This is a genomic window from Bacillus sp. ISL-45 (assembly GCF_018613195.1).
Classification (GTDB): Bacteria; Bacillota; Bacilli; order Bacillales; family Cytobacillaceae; genus Mesobacillus.
Map to the genome: position 1 here is coordinate 43,563 of NZ_JAGGQQ010000007.1, position 18,526 is coordinate 62,088.

At 39.3% G+C, this 18,526-nt stretch carries 16 protein-coding genes and 1 pseudogene; 8 read left to right on the forward strand and 9 right to left on the reverse strand.

The window, feature by feature from the left end; genetic code table 11:
* Positions 1-141: 141 nt before the first annotated feature.
* The 4 genes from J7E35_RS10270 to J7E35_RS10285 form a co-directional block, all read right to left on the reverse strand.
* Positions 142-783 carry an L-fuculose-phosphate aldolase gene (locus J7E35_RS10270; protein WP_214779463.1) on the reverse strand — a complete coding sequence of 214 codons (642 nt, stop codon included), beginning with the start codon at positions 781-783 and terminating at the stop codon, positions 142-144.
* A gap of 46 nt (positions 784-829) precedes the next feature.
* The gene (gene mtnK / locus J7E35_RS10275; protein WP_214779465.1) at positions 830-2,050 is read right to left on the reverse strand and encodes an S-methyl-5-thioribose kinase; all 1,221 of its coding nucleotides are present in this window, start codon (positions 2,048-2,050) and stop codon (positions 830-832) included.
* A 307-nt stretch (positions 2,051-2,357) separates the two neighbouring features.
* Complete coding sequence (locus tag J7E35_RS10280) at positions 2,358-3,593, reverse strand: ATP-binding protein (RefSeq protein ID WP_214779467.1); 1,236 nt, start codon at positions 3,591-3,593, stop codon at positions 2,358-2,360.
* A gap of 400 nt (positions 3,594-3,993) precedes the next feature.
* Positions 3,994-4,194 (reverse strand): cold-shock protein, encoded by a 201-nt coding sequence (locus J7E35_RS10285; protein ID WP_023626356.1) that lies wholly within the window; start codon positions 4,192-4,194, stop codon positions 3,994-3,996.
* Positions 4,195-4,465: 271 nt separating this feature from the next.
* On the opposite strand from J7E35_RS10285, the gene J7E35_RS10290 reads away from it, so the two are divergent.
* The 6 genes from J7E35_RS10290 (at position 4,466) to J7E35_RS10315 (ending at position 10,600) form a co-directional block, all read left to right on the forward strand.
* A complete protein-coding gene (locus J7E35_RS10290) occupies positions 4,466-4,639 on the forward strand; it encodes a hypothetical protein (protein WP_192472923.1) in 174 nt (57 codons plus the stop codon).
* Between the two features lie 294 nt (positions 4,640-4,933).
* Positions 4,934-5,998 carry a M14 family zinc carboxypeptidase gene (locus J7E35_RS10295; protein WP_214779469.1) on the forward strand — a complete coding sequence of 355 codons (1,065 nt, stop codon included), beginning with the start codon at positions 4,934-4,936 and terminating at the stop codon, positions 5,996-5,998.
* Between the two features lie 135 nt (positions 5,999-6,133).
* Complete coding sequence (locus J7E35_RS10300; RefSeq protein ID WP_214779471.1) at positions 6,134-7,924, forward strand: CocE/NonD family hydrolase; 1,791 nt, start codon at positions 6,134-6,136, stop codon at positions 7,922-7,924.
* A 390-nt stretch (positions 7,925-8,314) separates the two neighbouring features.
* Positions 8,315-9,157, forward strand: coding sequence for a nuclease-related domain-containing protein (locus J7E35_RS10305; RefSeq protein WP_214779473.1), 843 nt, complete (start codon positions 8,315-8,317; stop codon positions 9,155-9,157).
* Between the two features lie 410 nt (positions 9,158-9,567).
* Positions 9,568-10,182: a hypothetical protein gene (locus tag J7E35_RS10310; RefSeq protein WP_214779475.1), complete on the forward strand. Its 615-nt coding sequence runs from the start codon at positions 9,568-9,570 to the stop codon at positions 10,180-10,182.
* 181 nt (positions 10,183-10,363) lie between these two features.
* Entirely contained in the window at positions 10,364-10,600 is a 237-nt protein-coding gene (locus J7E35_RS10315; protein ID WP_214779477.1) for a DUF2188 domain-containing protein, read from the forward strand.
* Between the two features lie 524 nt (positions 10,601-11,124).
* On the opposite strand, the pseudogene ltrA reads toward J7E35_RS10315, so the two are convergent.
* The 3 genes and pseudogenes from ltrA to J7E35_RS10330 all read right to left on the reverse strand — a co-directional run bounded on the left by ltrA (position 11,125) and on the right by J7E35_RS10330 (position 15,056).
* Positions 11,125-12,920 (reverse strand): annotated as a pseudogene (gene ltrA / locus J7E35_RS10320) (group II intron reverse transcriptase/maturase).
* A 783-nt stretch (positions 12,921-13,703) separates the two neighbouring features.
* On the reverse strand, positions 13,704-14,009 hold the full coding sequence (locus J7E35_RS10325) for a hypothetical protein (RefSeq protein WP_214779479.1): 306 nt from the start codon (positions 14,007-14,009) through the stop codon (positions 13,704-13,706).
* Positions 14,010-14,267: 258 nt separating this feature from the next.
* Positions 14,268-15,056, reverse strand: a complete 789-nt coding sequence (locus J7E35_RS10330) for a class I SAM-dependent methyltransferase (protein ID WP_251040880.1) — start codon at positions 15,054-15,056, stop codon at positions 14,268-14,270.
* Positions 15,057-16,388: 1,332 nt separating this feature from the next.
* On the opposite strand from J7E35_RS10330, the gene J7E35_RS10335 reads away from it, so the two are divergent.
* Positions 16,389-16,610 carry a hypothetical protein gene (locus tag J7E35_RS10335; RefSeq protein WP_214779481.1) on the forward strand — a complete coding sequence of 74 codons (222 nt, stop codon included), beginning with the start codon at positions 16,389-16,391 and terminating at the stop codon, positions 16,608-16,610.
* 248 nt (positions 16,611-16,858) lie between these two features.
* Positions 16,859-17,059, forward strand: a complete 201-nt coding sequence (locus tag J7E35_RS10340) for a cold-shock protein (protein WP_214779482.1) — start codon at positions 16,859-16,861, stop codon at positions 17,057-17,059.
* Between the two features lie 312 nt (positions 17,060-17,371).
* Here the strand turns inward: J7E35_RS10340 and J7E35_RS23475 are convergent, their stop codons facing one another.
* Entirely contained in the window at positions 17,372-17,509 is a 138-nt protein-coding gene (locus tag J7E35_RS23475) for a cold shock domain-containing protein (RefSeq protein WP_283933059.1), read from the reverse strand.
* A 492-nt stretch (positions 17,510-18,001) separates the two neighbouring features.
* Complete coding sequence (locus tag J7E35_RS10350) at positions 18,002-18,463, reverse strand: CarD family transcriptional regulator (RefSeq protein ID WP_214779486.1); 462 nt, start codon at positions 18,461-18,463, stop codon at positions 18,002-18,004.
* Positions 18,464-18,526 lie beyond the last annotated feature (63 nt).

The window sequence follows — 18,526 nt, forward strand, 5'->3', positions numbered from 1 at the left end:
CCAGCCTGTCCCCCTCTAGTAAAACTATCCATTAAGACCAATTTTTTCTTTTAAATAATCATAGCATAATCTAGTACTTTTGTGCCCCTCTATTTTTTATTGCAGAGCCTGATAGCATAGAAAAACCCTCTTAAAAGAGGGTCATCTCTGCCCGTAGCTCTCGAATTTTTTTGACAGGCGTTCCATTTCTTCATCAGAAAGCTCTGTTGGCTCACCAATCGCTTTTGCCTGGTAATAAATCTGGGCGCTGAATTCGATTTCCTCAGCAACCGTAAAAGCAGTTTCGATATTATGGGCACCGGCAATCATGCCATGGTTCGCCAATAGCACGGCTCTCCTATCCACCATACCTTCAAATGCTTTTTCAGCAAGCTCCTTCGTCCCGAATGTTGCATAGGGAGCGCATCTTACATTCGGACCGGCAAACGCCACTAAATATGTGATCGGCGGGATGTCCCACCCAAGGGTCGCAATCGTTTTTGCGTATGGCGAGTGGGTGTGGACAAGTGCATTCAAGTCATCTCGGCGCTGGTAAAAAATCAAATGCATGTCCAGCTCGCTCGACGGCTTTTTGCTGCCATCGATGACTTCACCATCCAAATTTATGATCACCACATCTTCAGGCCTCGTTCCGTAATAATCAATCCCGCTCGGACTGATGGCAACTAGCTGCTTTTCCCGATTGAAAATGCTGATATTTCCACCCGTCCCTTTCGTCAGGCCGCTTGAAATGATTTTCTTGCCGTATTCTACGACTTTCATCCGTTCTTCCAGAAGCAACATATGATGCGCCTCTCTTTCTCTAAAAATCTAGATAGGGAACGTCTTATTATCGCATATTATGCCTTGAAGCTGAATCCTTTAGTACTTGTAAAAACTGCTCTCCTGTTTTGTAGTCTGCAGAATTCAGGATGAACTGCTTTGCCGCTGACAGGCAAATTCTCTCCGCTGTAACACGCTGCTTTTCATCAGCAATCGTCGTCAAATCCTTCACCTTTGCCAACCCTGCAATACGTCGTGTCATCTCCATTCCGGTTACGGACGCTGTATCCTGAAGGACAGAATCCAGATACCAGCGGTCGAAGCCCTGCTCCTTTGCCATGACGTCTGTGACATTGTCCTTCCAGCTAGCCAGGAATTTTTCCGCAAAAAGGTTCACCGTATCTTTAATCGTTTCCTCAAGCCAGGAAACATACTTCTTATCAGCGTTTGTTACATATGCACGCGACCAGGCGAACATCAGGTTGGCCACTACGTTTCCAGCGTCATAGCCCATTGGTCCGTAAAACGCGAATTCAGGATCGATCACTTTTGTAGAATCTTCTTTTACAAAAACAGAACCTGAATGCAAATCACCATGCACAAGGGCCTGGGCATTGGTCATGAAAGCAAATTTCAGCTTTGCAGCTTCAAATCGCAATTTATCATCGCCATATATATTCTCTTCAATCCATTCCTTATTGGCCGGGAACAGATCATTTCGGCTGTTATGGTCCGTAAAAGGTTCAGAGTATACAAGGTCCTCGGAAATTTCACACAATTCAGGGTTGATATAGTCCTGGACAAGCGCCTTCTTCGCCTTATGCTCCATGACCACATCCGATGTCAGCAGAAGCGTATTGACCATGAAAGTCGTCAGGTCATCCGCAAGCTTCGGGAAAATACCGCCTTCATTAAGCGCTGTACGCAGGATTGTATGATCAGAAAGATCCTCCATCACACAGCAGTTCATTACATCATCAAATAGGTATACATCAGGAACCAATCCTGGTGCCAGCTCACCCTCAAGCTGAAGCACATTGGACTCAATCCTGATCCGGTTTGTAGACAGCTTGAACTCATCGGAAATCCTCGCTGTATCACCAGCCTGCTTCACAATCAAAGATTTACCCGATTTCCCATCAATGACACGAAAAACATAATTCAGATTGCCATCCCCAATTTCCTTACAGCTCAATTCAGCATCTTTATCAAAAAAATTGGTCTTTTCCTTCACATATGAAATGACCTCATCAGCGTTCATCAAAAAATAAGTATTAAAATCAGACATGTAGTCCTTCCCCTTTCCCGCGAAAACAATTATGAAAATCTTTTAAAAATTATTATAGCTTAACAGTGTATTTCGACGCACTAAAAAATACTTCCAACAGAGAAATGCGGAGGCGACTGCCCAACTCCGGCAACAAAGTTTGCTAAAAGGCCCATTCTAAAAGAAGAAGGCTACTCGCCTTCTTTTTCAGATACAATTTCTTTATACTGGACTCCACTTGTCAGATAGAGCCCTCCTATCGGACACTTTCTCTCGCTTTTGCCTTCCGTTTGGCCGATAGAGCCCTTCTTTACGGATATATTCTCAGTTACTCGCATGGCAGCAGGATCGTAAATGTGGTGCCTTTTCCTTCTTCACTTTCGACATTGATTTTTCCTCTCATCCTCTGGATGATATCAAAGGAAATCATCATTCCGAGACCTGTACCTTTTTCTTTTGTCGAGTAGTAAGGGTGGCCGAGTCTGCCGAGCTGTTCTTTATTCATGCCGACGCCCTCATCACGGAATTGGATTCTTACATTTTCCCTGTCCACCTTGGCGATGATGTAGATGCTTCCACCTGCGGGCATTGCTTCAATGCCATTTTTCAGGATATTGATAAAAACCTGCCTGATTTCATGGGCATCGCCTTTGATACAAAGGTCCTTATCAATCGCCGCTACCAATTCTGTATTGGCAAGATGGGAATAGGATCTCATGAAATCAATCGTTTCTTTTAAGAGTTCACTTAGATTTATTTTTGCCATGGTGCCTGTATTTGGTTTGGCCAAAGATAAAAAATTGTCAATGATTGTCTGGGTACGATCAAGCTCTTGAAGTGAAATTGAGATAAAGAGATTCTGGTTGTCATTCAAATTCCTCTCCCCTTGAAGGACTTGCATAAATCCTCTGATTGTCGTCATTGGATTGCGAATCTCATGGGCAACCGATGCAGCCAGCTGGCTGATGGCTGAGAATTTCTCAGCCTTGTGAAGCTCATGCATCAATTTCCGCTGTAAATTGGTCATTTCAATGATATAAATGGATACCGATAGCGCAACGAAAGATACGATTGAAAATACAAGCAAATACAGGTAATCCCCCGCTTGGCCGGCGTTAACCATTGCCGTGAGTCTTGTCGTTGTGATTAGGCCATAAACAAAGAGGCCAAGCGCGATTTTTTTGTTAACAGTTGTACTTTTATATACTCTTTCAATCAAAAAAAATAAAATCAATATGACGATATAATTCACGGACGTGACGGGAAGCTTGTCAATCCCAACAAACCCCTGCAATAACAACAGGACAGCCACAAGCAAAAAGCTATCCGTCCTGCTTAGATAAAAAAAGGCAATGAAAACAGGGATCAGCTTCAAGTCGAATTCCAACCCGCCATGAAATCTTACAGGCAATGCCATGGTCATCAACAGTGCTGCTAAAATCGCCATTTTAAAGACTTGCTTCTTATATACCGAACGTTTTTGCATCCATAGAAAGTTATACATGAAACCGAGTGATAATATAATTGAAAAATGCAGAATCAAATCTTTTACAAACTCTACCATTGCATCCCCCGGAAATTTCCATTTTATGAATATATACCTATATGGTTATTATCTACTTCCTGTATGGATACTTCAATGGAAAATTCAGATTTTTCTACAAAACTATATCATTTTATCAAACAATAAAGGGTGTTATCGGCATTTTCAGTTTATTTCTAAGGACACTCTATTTGATTTGGATTATGTACCCTACTTTTGATCGTGCAGGCAACAAAGTTTATGAACAGAAAAAAATTTTAACAGCGGCTGTAAAAGGTATGCTATAATAAAAACAACCATTGCTTTACCGCATTAAACCCCACTCATTATGAGCGGGGTTTTTTTACTGATTTTTTTATTCCTGGACATAAAAAAACAAGCTCTGATGACTCAGAGCTTGTTTGTATGGGCTAATCCGTTATTATAGTTTTGTAACGTTAGCTGCTTGTGGTCCACGAGCACCTTGCTCAACGTCGAAAGAAACTTCTTGGCCTTCTTCAAGAGTCTTGAAGCCTTCGCCTTGGATAGCTGAGAAGTGTACGAATACGTCTTCTCCACCTTCGCGCTCGATGAATCCGAAACCTTTTTCTGCATTAAACCATTTTACTTTACCGTTTTCCATTTTTGTTGCCTCCTAGTGTGATATCCACACAATTTGTTACTATTCTTGTCTCAGTGATATCTAGGCGAATCAAGCAGTGCATGTTCTTTCCTTACATACCGAACAAAAATAATTCTTCCTAAGAATAACAGAATTAAAAGGATAGTGCAAGCATTAAGGAATTTTCCAAAAATAGGGTTTTATAAATAAACGTACTAAAGACCATAATGGAATAACAATAGTGAGCCAGAAAATGTGGTATAATGAAGAGAACATGAAAGGGCGTGGGTAATTGAAGAGCGCAAGCAACCTTTACAAAACAGGTCAAATGGTCAATATTAAAGAATCCGGTGAAACAGTGACAATCATGAAATCCCAATATGTGAAAAACATGAAAAGATATTCATACACTGTAAAAGAATATCCGAGCACCTTTTATTTTGAGGAAGAACTGACGAAAATCTAGAAGCTGGGATTCCTGGCTTTTTTCTTTGTTTTGCTTTTCCGCTCCAGCTTTAAATTAGAAAGATCCCACCAAAGCGTGCGCCGTTTAGCACGCTTTTTTATTTCCCCTTCCAATCCTCCTTGCTCATTAATTACTTTTTTCCTATATAACCCAACTTTCCAAAGATTAAACTCTATCCAAACTACTTATTTAGGATCTCGAAATTTGTCTATAAAATGGGCATCTTACTCTATTAATTGTTTTTACAATATTCCGTAAAATAGAGGGGAATCCAGAATAATAGGAGGAATGACAATGACATTGAAAAAGAAGGTATTATCCGTATCTTTATCAAGCATGATGGCATTTGGCGCGGTGACAGCGGTAGCCCTGCCTGCAGGTGCAGTCGGGAATGGACCGAGTGCCGGAAATGGATCCGTACAAACATCGATTTTGCATACATATGAAAGTTTAGTAGATTATCTAAAAACTCAGGATGCCAAACAAGAGGCAATGGAGCTCGAAGTCATTGGCCAGACAGTCAAGGGCCGCGATATTCACATGGCAAAGTATATTTCAAACCCGGAAAATCCAACGATATTGTTCCTGACGCAGCAGCATGGAAATGAGCAGCTGACAACAGAGGGTGCGCTTGAGTTCATCAAGCATTTAGGTACTGGTAAAACTAGTGATGTACTTGATAATGTGAACATCCTTGTAATTCCGATGCTGAACGCTGACGGAGCAATGGGCGATGTCGACTTCTCGCTTGAAGATTACCATGCTGATGGCGACCGTCACCTGACACGTTACAATGCGAACGAGGTTGACCTTAACCGTGAGCATGCCAAGCAAACGAGCGAGATGGAACCAGAGGCACGCGCGCTTCACGAGAATGTTTTTGCCAAATATGATATCGATTACATGATCGATCTTCATCACCAGGGCACTCTCAGTGAAACAGATGGTGAACTTGTTTCTGGATCGATTCTTTATCCTACAAATGAAAATGTGAAGCCAGAGGTGCTTGAAGGCTCAAAGAAGCTTGGTGCAGTCGTATACAATGCGCTTGAGGATACCGGCTGGGGTCATATTGGCAAATATCGCGGCGGTACCGGTGAGAACATTGGCCGTAACGGAGCGGCTGTCCGCTATGACATCTCGACTCTATTATTCGAAATGCGCGGTATGTCCGATCATTATTACGAGCCATATGCGCTAGGCCAGAAGAGCAACGGCTATCTGATCAAGCAGACCATTACTACTTTGGATGCGGCCGTCAGAGCCATTGCAGATGACTCTATCGAAACAATGGATACTAGCTTCTGGGATACCCTTCCTTACCAGACAAACAGACAGAGTGAAGAAGCCGACGAATAGAATTTTTACAGTGTGATTCCCCGGCGGATCACACTGTTTTATTTTCGTTGATTTTAAGAACACGACATTTATCGTATATAAGTGCCAACAGGTATTACGTAAGATTAAAGTAAAACCCTTACAGGAGGCTTGCCCATGAGATTATTCCATCGTGCACTAACTTTTATCCTCATCTTCAGCCTGTTCCCTGGACTTGGTTCTTCCCAGGCTTCTGCTTCAAGTAACGAATGGGAAGAGGCGATTTACGACCGACCGGAGCAGTACTCAAGCTATACTACGAAAAAAGATGTTTTTATCACAATGAGGGATGGCATTATTTTAGTGGCGGATGTGCATTTGCCTGATGGTCAGGGTCCATTCCCGGTCATCCTGACACAAACTCCGTATAACAAGAATGTAAGCAGCACAGAAAACCTTAATGAATATTTTATTAAGCGCGGCTATGCCCATATTGTAGTCGATGTCCGAGGAACCGGCGCCTCACAGGGAGCTTGGGATTCATTCGGTGAAGCAGAACAGCGCGGTGGCAAGGAGCTTGTCGAATGGGCAGCAAGCCAGCCGTGGAGCAATGGCAAGGTTGGTTTGTACGGCTCCTCCTACCGCGCGATCAACCAGCTACTAACCGCTGCCCAGCAGCCTGAAGGACTGGAAGCCATTTTTCCGATTGTGCCGATGGGTGACATGTACCGCGACATCCTTATGTCCGGGGGATTGGTGAACACAGGATTCATTCCGCTCTGGCTCGGCCTTGTGACCGGCAGCGGCCTGCTCCCGCCTTCCTATACTCTGTCAGAACCAATCATGGGAACGACGGTTTTGTTAAACCATACAGGACAATTGCTCGGCTTTCCAGTCAGCACCCTGAGCTCCGCGATTACAGGCGGCGACTTCGCATACGATGGACCAGCCGCACAGCTGCGCTCTCCTCTGGCGGTTGCCGATCAGATTGAAGTTCCCGCATTTTTCACCGGCGGACTTCATGACCTTTTCCAGCGCGGCACCCCGCTTCTTTATGAAAAATTAAAAGCGAATGGCGTCCAGACAAAGCTGCTGATGGGAAACTGGACACACGGAAACTATGGGAGCGCCTTGCCTGCCGACAATGTCCCTGCCCTCGACCAGCTGGCGTTACGATGGTTCGACCAATATTTGATGGGAATCAACACGAACATCAATAAAATTCCAGATGTCACTCAATATGTGCTGGGTGAAGATCGTTTCGAGGTCCAGCCAGGCTGGCCGCATCAGGAGGCGGCAGCTGAAAAGTTTTACCTCCGGAGCGGTAAATTGTTGACCAAGGATACCCCTTCCTATGCGGAGCCATCGAGCACAATGCTCCAGCAGCCGCTGAATGGTATCTGCTCAGGCAGCACGAACCAGTGGATGGCCGGAATTCCGGATGCCCTCCCATGCACCAAGGATAACAGGCTGACTGAAATGAGCGAGCTCACCTATACAACTGCACCGGTCAATGCTGACCTTCGCGTATCCGGGCCGATCGCCGCTAAGATTTTTGCCAAAACAACGGCACGTGAACTAGTTCTGTCAGTACGAGTAACAGATGTTGCGCCTGATGGTTCTTCTCGTGAAATTACTGCAGGCTGGCTTGCAGCTTCGCACCGGGCAGTCGACGAAAGCAAGAGCCGTTTCCTCGATGGTGAGAACATCCAGCCATGGCATCCATTCACGAGGGCTGCGGTACAAGAAGTCAAACCTTATGAAGTGATGGAGCTGGACGTCGAGATCTTTCCTAGCAACTTCGTCATCAAAGAAGGCCACAGACTTCGCGTCGCCATCGGGCCAAGCGACTTCCCGCACTCCATGTCGCCGGCACCGCAGCTGCTCAATCAGCTCGGCGGAATCGCGACGATATTGTCGAACTCAAAATACCCATCATCGATTGTGCTGCCGGTTGTGGGCGAGTGATTTTTTCGAGTCAGCCTTTTGATGGCGGCAGGATGTTTTTTTAAAATAGGACTGACTATGGGAGAAATATCATTTTTTACGATTAGGCTGCCAATGGTAGGGATTTCAATTTTTTAGATTAACCTGTCGATGGTGGAAATTTCAATTTTTCAGATTATCCTGTCGATGGTGGGGATTTCAATTTTTTAGATTATCCTGTCGATGGTGGGGATTTCATATTTAGATTACCCTGCCGACCGAGGGATCGGCAGGTTTTTATTGCCTTAAAATGTTCACTGGATTTTCGACCTTTTTTACATAAGAATATAAGGTGAAAGGATGTGGACTATGATTCTAAAAAACCGTTATGAATCAGATGAATTGAAAATTATGAATCTCCTGGAACCACGAATGATTTTCACAGAAAAAGACAAGCAAAGACACTATAGCCTGAGGAAAGGCTACGAAGGCGAAGTCCAGTATGATGCCTGGATGAATGGGCTCGAAATCGAGAACCTGACTTTGAATGATTTGCTCCTCGAGATGAGCGGCACCACCTTCCAAGTTGATTCCAGTGTCATTACGCAGAATAAACTTCTTTTATTCGAGGTTAAAAATTACGAAGGTGACTACTACTACGAGGACGGACGCCTCAAAATTATCAATGGCGAAGAAATTAAAGACCCTCTGCTCCAGTTAAAACGTAGTACCTCTCTGTTTCGCCAGCTGCTTTCCAGTCTCGGCTTTCATCTTGAAATTGAATCATATGTCTTATTCATCAACCCCGAGTTCACCCTGTACCAGGCCCCCAAGAATGCACCCATCATCTTACCCAGCCAACTGAACCGTTTTATGAAAAAATTGAATAAAAGACAATCCACACTGAACAACCTTCATAAGAAAGTTGCCGACAAGCTGCTTGAGTTGCATAAGGTGGATGATCCCTATAATCGAGTGCCAAAGTATGAGTATGAACAGTTAAAGAAGGGGATTGTTTGTTGGGAGTGTCATGCTTTTATTGAGGAGCCTATAGGAAGAAGCTTTACTTGTGAACATTGCGGTAGAAAAGAAAGTGTAGAATCCGCAATAATGCGGAACACCGATGTATTTAAGATCCTATTTCCGGATAAAAAGATAACTACAACCGCAATCTATGATTGGTGTAATCATATCTTATCTAAAAAGACCATAAGAAGAGTGTTAACAAAAAATCTCATGCTTATTAGAAATAACAAACTGAGCTATTTTAAGTAAAAAATCTTGATTTGAATTACTTTGCTCTCCTACCCGTTCCCTTTCATGCTGGGGAGTCACTCCTTCGGGCTCTGAAATACCTTTTCCGGTCCCTTTCATGCTGGGGAGTCACTCCTTCGGGCACTGAAATACCTTTTCCGGTCCCTTTCAGGCTGGGGAGTCACTCCTTCGGGCTCTGACGCACCATTTCCGGTCCCTTTCAGGCTGGGGAGTCACTCCTTTGGGCACTGACGCACCATTTCCGGTCCCTTTCAGGCTGGGGAGTCACTCCTTTGGGCACTGACACATCTTTTCCGGTCCCTTTCAGGCTGGGGAGTCACTCCTTTGGGCACTGACACATCTTTTCCGGTCCCTTTCACTGATGAATTAGTGGAAAATGAAGATTTGTTTGATTTTTAATTAAACTTTTTATGCATACACAATGGAAGGCCATTGCCTCAAGGGAGGATGAAATCTCTGAACAGTTAATAACTAAAGCAGCGGAAGAAAATTTAAAGTTAATCAGGCCTTATATACATGCAATAAAAACAGGTAACAGAGAAAAAATGAAAAAGTATAAAGATTTAAAAGCCGAGTGGCTATCTCTTAATGATTATATTTTAAGCTCTGACGAACAAGTCCAACTGTTTGGAGAGGTAGCACATGAACACAAAATAGCGAATGGTAAAAAAACAATAGAAAAGATTTATTATGAATTGATTCAAACCGGACTGGATATGGGGCTTGAGCCTAACCAGAATATAGCATTGGCTAAGGAGATTTCAAGAAATAATGATATTGAGGATTCTCAAAAGAAACAAGTTCATTTGTTGAAAGTCGCTAAATTATTAGAAGTGGGACAAAAAGGAAATGAAAGTAAAAATCTGCAAAGTAAGCAGTCTCCAAAAAAGAAAGTTAATGTAAGCGAGTTGAATAAGAAATCGGATTTAATTTCTGCATTTTCTCAAGGTCTAGAGAAGAATATAGCTGGAGTAGATTCTTTAAAAGAGGGTGGCTTTATTGCAAGCTTCTCCGAATTTGTATGAACAGAGTAATGGATTAAGTGAGCTTGCTTATTTTCCTGAACCTTATCCTGATGAGGACTACCGTAACATTGTACTACGATACTGCCATAAGACAAGTACCCCCTTAGTAGAGTAACATTTTGCCATTAGAAGGAGAAACCTCCCTTATTGGAGAATTTCGTAATATCATGGAGGTGATAACATGACCAAGAAAAAAGAACCACCGGTTCACACAGTTCCAAGTAAAAGTGGCGGATGGGACAATAAACAAGGTGGGAAAGTAATTAGTCATCACAGAACAAAAGACCGGGCTGTAGAAACTGGTAGACGGGAGGCTAGAAGAGATACCACTGAACATCGTATCCATAACTTAGACGGAAAAATTAGCCAGACAGATAGTTACGGAAATGATCCTAATCCACCTAAGGATAAAAGATAATGTTTTTTATTGATAACGCCACCGTATGGTGTCGTTCTTTTTTGTTTGTCTAAAACTATAGTACATCCGTTGAATTTTTCTAACGGACCCTAGTTCTACATATCTCCCAAAATCCTTTGATTATTCGAAATTTAATATATTAAGGAAGGAAGGTCTACGCCCGTAACATTTCTTTCCTACTATATAAGAATTCTTTTCAGAATGCTTTAACTCCGCTTCAGAGATCTCACAGTCCCACAACTGTGAATATTAGGATCCATTTTATGGTGCAAGAGCATCTACATTTTCAAATGAAACGTTAATTTATATTATAAGAAAAACAGAACGAAAATATACGATTTGTACAAACTAAATCCTGACTACAATTAAGCGCAGGATCAATGACTAGAATTTATCATCTTATTCCACATAAGCACCCTTATGTTTAATAGCAATAGGTAAGACTTTGATGTTATCTCCATCTTTCCCCCTGCTCCACACCCAACGTGCGGCTTTCACCGCATTAGGCGTTCCATCTTAGTCTTTTAGACTAAAGCAACTAAATTACAAACTTTACGAAATTGGTTTAGCTTCTTTAATTGTTTTCCATCCAATTGAAGAATGTTCCTATATCGTTCAATCGTCTTTTCACTTGTAGCATGGATTAATCTATGGACATCTTTATGTACAATTACAAGATTATTAAACTCATCTGTACCTCCCAAATGTCGGGGTAACTTATGATGACAGTGTACCTGATTAGATGTTAAAAATTCCCCTGTAACAGAACATATTCCTAATTGCATTGAGTACCTTGAGATTCTGTTATCTACGAGTTCTAGATTGTCCTTGCCGTAAGGCATTTTTAACATTTTGTTAATTTCTATGGCAACGTCGGCTCTAAGATTTTGGTGAAGTTTAAGCCTTCCTTCATTTGTATAATTACATATATCTTGACTGAAGTTCAGGGCATTCCTTGTTTGAATATCTCCTAATGGAAATAAATATGCACCAGCAATTTTATATGTTCTGAAATTATTTTTATGAAGTCTCTTGTATGTTTCTGATGGCTTTATAGGTTTTCCATATTTGCCAATTGGTTTTAGACGATTATACATGGTTTTCAATAGACGATAGGCTATTTCCCCGAAATCTTTATTGATATGAGTCGCAACCTTGAAGTAATTTTTTATTCCGAGAATATAAGCGTTATAATCCATAACAGTATGCGGTGTTGGCTTATTCTGGATTTCGCGAATTAAATATCTGAGTTTTTCTAGTATATTTTTCATCTTATTATCCATAACGTGTGTATTGGCTACGTATTTATTACGCTTACTGCTTTAAGAGAAAAACCCAGAAAATCAGATTTCCTCTTTCTAAGATTAGTAATCGCTGATTTCTCGGTTGATATATCAAGGTTTAGCTGATTTTTTAGGTATTCCTTGGTAGCGTGAAATATTTTGATAGCTGATTGATGAGAATTTGTGAAAATCTTAAAATCATCTGCATATCTAACGATATACATTTGTTTGAGATTCGTTTTCTTTAACACTCTTGTCTTATAATTAGTTGCGTAAGTGCGCTTGGTCTTTAAGCGTTCCCATTGGTTAGCTATCCACCAATCCAAGTCATTTAAAACAATGTTTGATAAAAGAGGAGACAGGATTCCTCCTTGCGGAGTTCCTTTAGTTGGAACACCAATGCCTTTGATTGGTGCTTTTAACATTCTCGAGACAATCGTTAAAATTCTTTTGTCCTGTATGCCTATACTGTACATTTGTTTAATTAACTTTGAATGGCTCACGTTGTCAAAGAAACCTTGTATATCAATGTCTACTACATGATGCAACTTCACATTATTGACTAAAAACTGACATCTGGCCATTACATGATGAGCTGACCTATTTGGTCTAAAACCGTATGAATGGTGATAAAATTGAGCTTCACATATTGGCTCTAATACTTGTTTGAACATCTGTTGAATTAGTCTATCTCTCATAGTCGGAATACCTAATGGGCGTTTCTTTCCATTGGGTTTGGGTATTTCCACCCTTCGTACCGTTTGAGGTTTATAATTCTGTAATACTTTTCGAATTCCCTCGATAAATTCATCAACGCTTTCAATCTTGTATTGGTCAATCGTGATGCCATCAGTTCCAGCTGTTTTTGAACCTGTATTCGCTTTAATGTTCCGAAAGGCTAATAAGATATTATCTTTCGATATGATATGTTCATATAGCCTTAAACCCTTTGTAGCATTGTTTTTACTTCGCTCATAAAGGTCATCAAATATGTCTTGCATACCGTAATATTCTGCATGTCGTAAAGCTGTACTCACCGATGGATTGTTTCTCCTTCCTTGCGGAAAATCCCATCATCTTACTCGACCCTGTGAGTTTCATTTAGTTATGTTAGTTTTCAAAGAGAAGACTTGGGACTATCCCTCCACGCTCGTTACACGCTTCAACGGTACTGTGTCCCTACTTTCGCAAGAGTAAAGTCACTTCGATAAATACATTATCTTATAGACACCATCCCGATAGTAGTCGTTTAATAGTAGATGTTTCTTACTTACAACGTTCCGATTAACCTAGCTTTACATATATCCGTAGGTGCTCACTTTAAACCTGCCAACCTATATCCTCATTGTTAGACATCCCGAAGTTCCTATACACTACTCGTACTTTCCGGTGTTTGACACTGCGTTCGCAGCAGACGCCTTTCGAGCGTATTAAAATCTAGACCCGTACATTCGCAAGTTCGTCAGTCCAGTTGGACATTCTCACCATAGATATTTTGTAGCATCCCGACCTATCACAAACCATATTCTAGATAAGCAACTTAGGTTCATTTCAGTCGACTTTACCTAGCTTCATACACATTCTGACTACTATCATTATGTGCATGTAGGAGGATCAGATAACTCGTTTCAGCTCAACATGACGGCTTTCATTCCGAGTTTCAATTAATCAGTTGTAATTGCTTAATAGCAATTCTCCTATTTCGTGCTTTGGCACTTATAAGGAAACGTTTCGCGCAGTACATTTGTTCACAAACTCCAAACTCATTATTCAATTTTCATTGGAATGTTGCTTGGATAAGGAATTCACCTATAGTGGCGTTAATGTAAATTCAACCTTTTTTTATTTTTTTTGTAGTAGTAAACATAGCTAATAATAATAGTAATGAGAGCAGTTCCAACAATAACATATACACCATCCCAATCGTTAGATTTGCCCGTTAATACCCACATTTGATAAGGAATATAAACCATAGCAATTATTGTTGGAATGCCATATAACAGTAAGTTAATATTTTTTTTTATTTCTTGAATGACCGATTTGTTTATCCTATTTTCAATGATTATCATCTTTTTTAATGAAAATAATAATACCAGTACAGCTATTGCTAAAAAAATATAATTCATTTAATAGACCTCCTTATAAACTCATTTTCCAATTGGATTTTTGGACTTAATAGTGTAATTTTACACCAAATATGCAGGGGTGTCACTATATTTTTCCAATTTGTTAATGTAAAATACCAGTTATTTATAATTACATCTACCTACACAATTTATATTCTTTATGTAGGTTTTTATTAAACATAACTGCCCCTATAGTTTCTTAAGAACGTCAACAAAATAGAGTATAAATTCTTCCTTGCACACCGGTAACTTCCCAGATTATTTACTTGCAGCAACGGTAAACTCCCATGGGATATTTTCACCATTCCACCCACGGTGTTCTTCGAATTTTTGCAGTTGAAAGCCAGCTGCAATAAAAGAATTAATGATTTCACTGATTGTATAGTACCTGACACAGACATTTGGGAATGCTTCTTGCTCTTGCTGTTCAAAGGAATGTTTAAAGGCTACATCACCACTATGTATTTCTTGATCAAAATAAGCAGCCTGAACCTGATACTGGCCATCTGTTGCCTTCATAATACACCTTCTTAAGGGATGGAAATCGCTTAAAAGCAACAGGCCTCCAGCTTTTAGAATAGAAAATAGTTTTGACATGAAGCAATCGAGGTCATGGAAGTAATGTAAGATGCCACCTTCCAGATAAAGAATATCGAAGTGACCGCCATATTTTATTTGATCGATATCATATATGTCTGTGACTATATACTCGATAGTAGTATTTGCGTGCTTTGCTAGCTCCAGTGCATATTGTTTATTTTCCTCTGAAATGTCAAACACGGTCACTTCTGCTCCTAATAAAGCAAGAGGTACAGCTTTTCTGCCATTTGAACCACAAAGGTTTGCAACCTTGTTTTCAGTAATATTTTCAAAATAAGCTTTATGCTTTTTCAGCTGTGCTGCTGGATCTTCAAAAATTCGCTTGGCAAACTCCTTTGGGGTTCCATAGCTCTTATTCCAAAATTCATACGCCCTATGTTCCCAGGCTTTTTTATTTTGATCTCTTGCGTCACTTATGCTCATATAACATCCACCTTTAAAAGACATTATTTGGTTATAAACTATTCGCTAGGTTATGCTCAATGTCCTTCCAGCAGTATAAAAAAGAACGCTTATCACAAGCGTTCTTCATGAATATAACTTTTTATTACAGGAATGCTGCTTCTTATGTTTAATAAGGAATTCAACAAAAAAAGGCGGTTAACCCTCCTGGATCAACGCACCCGTTACTTTAAGTGTAGTGTTTCACAATCTGTTAGTTAATCGGAAAAGTCTGTAAAAGGCAGTTTTCCCCTTTCCCTTCACCCGTTTCTCTTTTATAAATTGAAAACTATATAAAAGCAACGATTTAATAAAGAATAATAAAGATAATTGAATTTTATTAAGCCGAAAAAGTGAAAACATACCTAGTTTGTTTAACAAATTTATAATTGAATAAATGTAAATAGTATCAACAATTAAATTGGTAATCAGATAGGTACGAAGCTTTCCGTAGGTGTATTTTAGAATCCACAAAGAACCGACAAGAAATGGACCCAATATTAAATGTAAACCTCCAACTGTTTGATCAAAAGTTATGTGAAACTTCCACCATCTTCGCCTTCTTGCTATTATACATTCGACCATACCAATAAATGCTATAAACAAACTAGCTGGTAAGTATTGTTTTAATGTCCTCTTTCCTAATAAAGGAAGGGTTAGCCAAGGGAGCGTCATAATAAGTAGCAACCAAATTTTTGAATATCTCATTTTTTGTCTTCACCCCTTTGTTATTGAATAAATTGTTGTTAGAAATAAACCACCTACGGGAATCCAAAATAATGTTATTATCTTGTTTTCTCTGCTAATCATCCTAATTTCCTCCGCTATTTTTATATTATTTTTATCATTTACAAAACAAGGTAGTATATCCGTATTAAAGAAGTAGCTTTGTTCAATAAATCTGAAATCGTTAGCTCAATAAGCTCTACAAAAAAGAGCGTTAATCCTTGTTGGATCAACGCACCCTTTAGTTGAAGAATGCACAAGAGATACTGTACACCTTCCAGGTACAATGTCAAATTTGCTATTGTATTTCCACAGCTTTTCTATGTTTTAGTTAGATAACTCGATTGTATATATATAAAGACTGTGATAGGCTTTGTAGACATAGTGTTTTACCTATGTAAGGGAGACTACGCTATGGTAAGTGAATCTGAATGTTTACTTTTTATTAAAGAACTTGGACGTTTAATAATTGAACTTAATAACTGTAGCGATAACCAAGTTCGGAACAACATCCAACAAGATATTATTTTAATTTGCAAAGCGTTAGTCAGTATGTCTGATTAATGCTTTTTTTAACACCTACTCGAAAGATCCAGGGAGGAATGATTTAAGGTGAATACATTAAATAAAGTTGTATTATTAAAAAACCTACACAATGCCAGTCGAAGTAACATGTTTACAATAGAGATTCCTAAGGCTACAAAAGATGATGGAAATATGATTGAAGAATTGGTTAAAGAATTAGAAAGCGAAGGAAAAATTAAATTGAGAGAGTTAATACAGCGAGAATACTCAATTTATTTACATGGAATAATGAAGTATGCATCCGAATAATCGGGTGCTTTTTTATTTTCGGTGGTACATATGATGGCACTCGGTGTTAAACCAACTTGCCCAAATAGCTGAGTAACATTTCAGCTAAAGTTCAATAATTTGCAAAATTTTCCGTTTCCTGTTATGATGAAAAAGAATTATTTTTGTTCGGTGTAAAGGATAGCATAAGTGTAGACTTTTCATCTTGATGATCACTTTGGGCAGGGATAGTAACACATTGTGTGGTTACACACTAGGAGGCAACAACAATGGAAAAAGGTACAGTTAAATGGTTTAATTCAGAAAAAGGTTTTGGATTTATTGAACGTGAAATTGGTGACGATGTATTCGTTCACTTCTCTGCTATCCAAAGTGAAGGTTACAAATCTTTAGATGAAGGTCAAAAAGTAACATTTGACGTTGAGCAAGGTGCTCGTGGAGCTCAAGCTACTAACGTTCAAGCAGCTTAATCTAAATAAAATGATAAAAACAGGTTCTATTTATAGAGCCTGTTTTTTTTATGTGTTTCTAGATCATCTCAATAAAAAACTCTACTCAACGAGTAAGTAAGGAGTGGACACAGGTACTGGAAAATGTTTTAAAACTTAAAAGGTTGACGTCAGTATAACATTTGGTTGACAATATGCGGAGTTTTATCGGGTGCTTTTTATCAGGAAAAAACCAAGAGGACATCTGAGTTGAACTTATCAACTTTCAAGTACAAAGCGGTGATTATGCCTGGTCCCATCAGAGTTCATATTTACAAAGGGGTAGGAGATCAATTAAATTTTAGAAACGTTTTCTGCTTGAGAGCCACGTTGTCCTTTTAGAATATCAAATTGTACGCGTTGCCCTTCATCAAAGGATTTAAAACCATCACCAGTAATCTTTACTATTGTTATGTAAATAAAATAAAAAATGGTTTCCTGGTCTGGAAACCATTTTTGTAGTTGATCATATGGTGTTACCAATTTGTTTTTCTCTTTTACGTAAAGAAGATAAACAATTACTATTCACTGTCTCAGTAGATGTAAAAAATTCTTAAAGATAGAGGTGAGATTGATTGTTTTTTCTTCTAGAAATAATGACTTAAATAATATATTGTATACCTAAAACACTGAAAGCCCTACCTCTCTTTCATCCTTACGGCTCCTTGTCCGTGCCAGTGTGAATCAGGATTGCAAAAATCAAGTGACTATTTTATCGAGTTATTTGATGAAACTTCAAACGTTCGTAAAGGAAATTTAAATAATAAAAATGGATTAGATTGTAGAAATAACAAAAGAGGTTAATGCTCTAAAGGTGAGTTGGAGAAGTTGAATGTCTAAGAAAAGATTTACTTTTATTAATAAACATATTCCAAAAAATTAAGGGAATTTTCGGTAGATGTAATACATTGTCTTAAATTAACCTTAACAGAAACTTTTTATTTGATTTTCAGTAATCCCTTTAATTAATCCCAGTTCACTAATCAAATATCCATGTGCGTTATCTAACATTTTCTTTTCGCTTGAATTAAGTGCTTTTTCTTTCCTCATACGCATTAAATCGCGTACAACTTCAGAACATTCTTGTATTTTACCCGTTCTTATTTTGTCCGTGTTCACTTTAAACCTTTGTTTCCACGGCAGTAATTTATCGGATTTTCCATGATGAAAAATGTTTATGATGTGTTTTAATGCAATTATGTCAGTAACAGGACGTATACTTGAACTCACTATTTTAACTGTAGGAATCATGACTTGCATATTCCCGATAAACATATTTATAACATAATACTGTTGTTTTTCCCCTAAGATTTCCTTTTCTTCTATGGCTTTAATTATACCTGCTCCGTGCATTGGATAAACAATGTTATCGCCAATTTCAAACAAATAATCCACCTCCATATATTGTAACCTTCTTAATCTTAACACATATAATATTTTTTATCAAAT

What these genes read in the sequence shown, in the direction of transcription:
- mtnK (WP_214779465.1), bottom strand. Translation starts at nt 2,050, where the DNA reads ATGTCTGATTTTAATACTTATTTTTTGATGAACGCTGATGAGGTCATT.
- J7E35_RS10330 (WP_251040880.1), bottom strand. Translation starts at nt 15,056, where the DNA reads ATGTCTTTTAAAGGTGGATGTTATATGAGCATAAGTGACGCAAGAGAT.
- J7E35_RS10295 (WP_214779469.1), top strand. Translation starts at nt 4,934, where the DNA reads ATGACATTGAAAAAGAAGGTATTATCCGTATCTTTATCAAGCATGATG.
- J7E35_RS10315 (WP_214779477.1), top strand. Translation starts at nt 10,364, where the DNA reads ATGACCAAGAAAAAAGAACCACCGGTTCACACAGTTCCAAGTAAAAGT.
- J7E35_RS10300 (WP_214779471.1), top strand. Translation starts at nt 6,134, where the DNA reads ATGAGATTATTCCATCGTGCACTAACTTTTATCCTCATCTTCAGCCTG.
- J7E35_RS10310 (WP_214779475.1), top strand. Translation starts at nt 9,568, where the DNA reads ATGCATACACAATGGAAGGCCATTGCCTCAAGGGAGGATGAAATCTCT.
- J7E35_RS10325 (WP_214779479.1), bottom strand. Translation starts at nt 14,009, where the DNA reads ATGAATTATATTTTTTTAGCAATAGCTGTACTGGTATTATTATTTTCA.
- J7E35_RS10285 (WP_023626356.1), bottom strand. Translation starts at nt 4,194, where the DNA reads ATGGAAAACGGTAAAGTAAAATGGTTTAATGCAGAAAAAGGTTTCGGA.
- J7E35_RS10270 (WP_214779463.1), bottom strand. Translation starts at nt 783, where the DNA reads ATGTTGCTTCTGGAAGAACGGATGAAAGTCGTAGAATACGGCAAGAAA.
- J7E35_RS10305 (WP_214779473.1), top strand. Translation starts at nt 8,315, where the DNA reads ATGATTTTCACAGAAAAAGACAAGCAAAGACACTATAGCCTGAGGAAA.
- J7E35_RS10340 (WP_214779482.1), top strand. Translation starts at nt 16,859, where the DNA reads ATGGAAAAAGGTACAGTTAAATGGTTTAATTCAGAAAAAGGTTTTGGA.
- J7E35_RS10280 (WP_214779467.1), bottom strand. Translation starts at nt 3,593, where the DNA reads ATGGTAGAGTTTGTAAAAGATTTGATTCTGCATTTTTCAATTATATTA.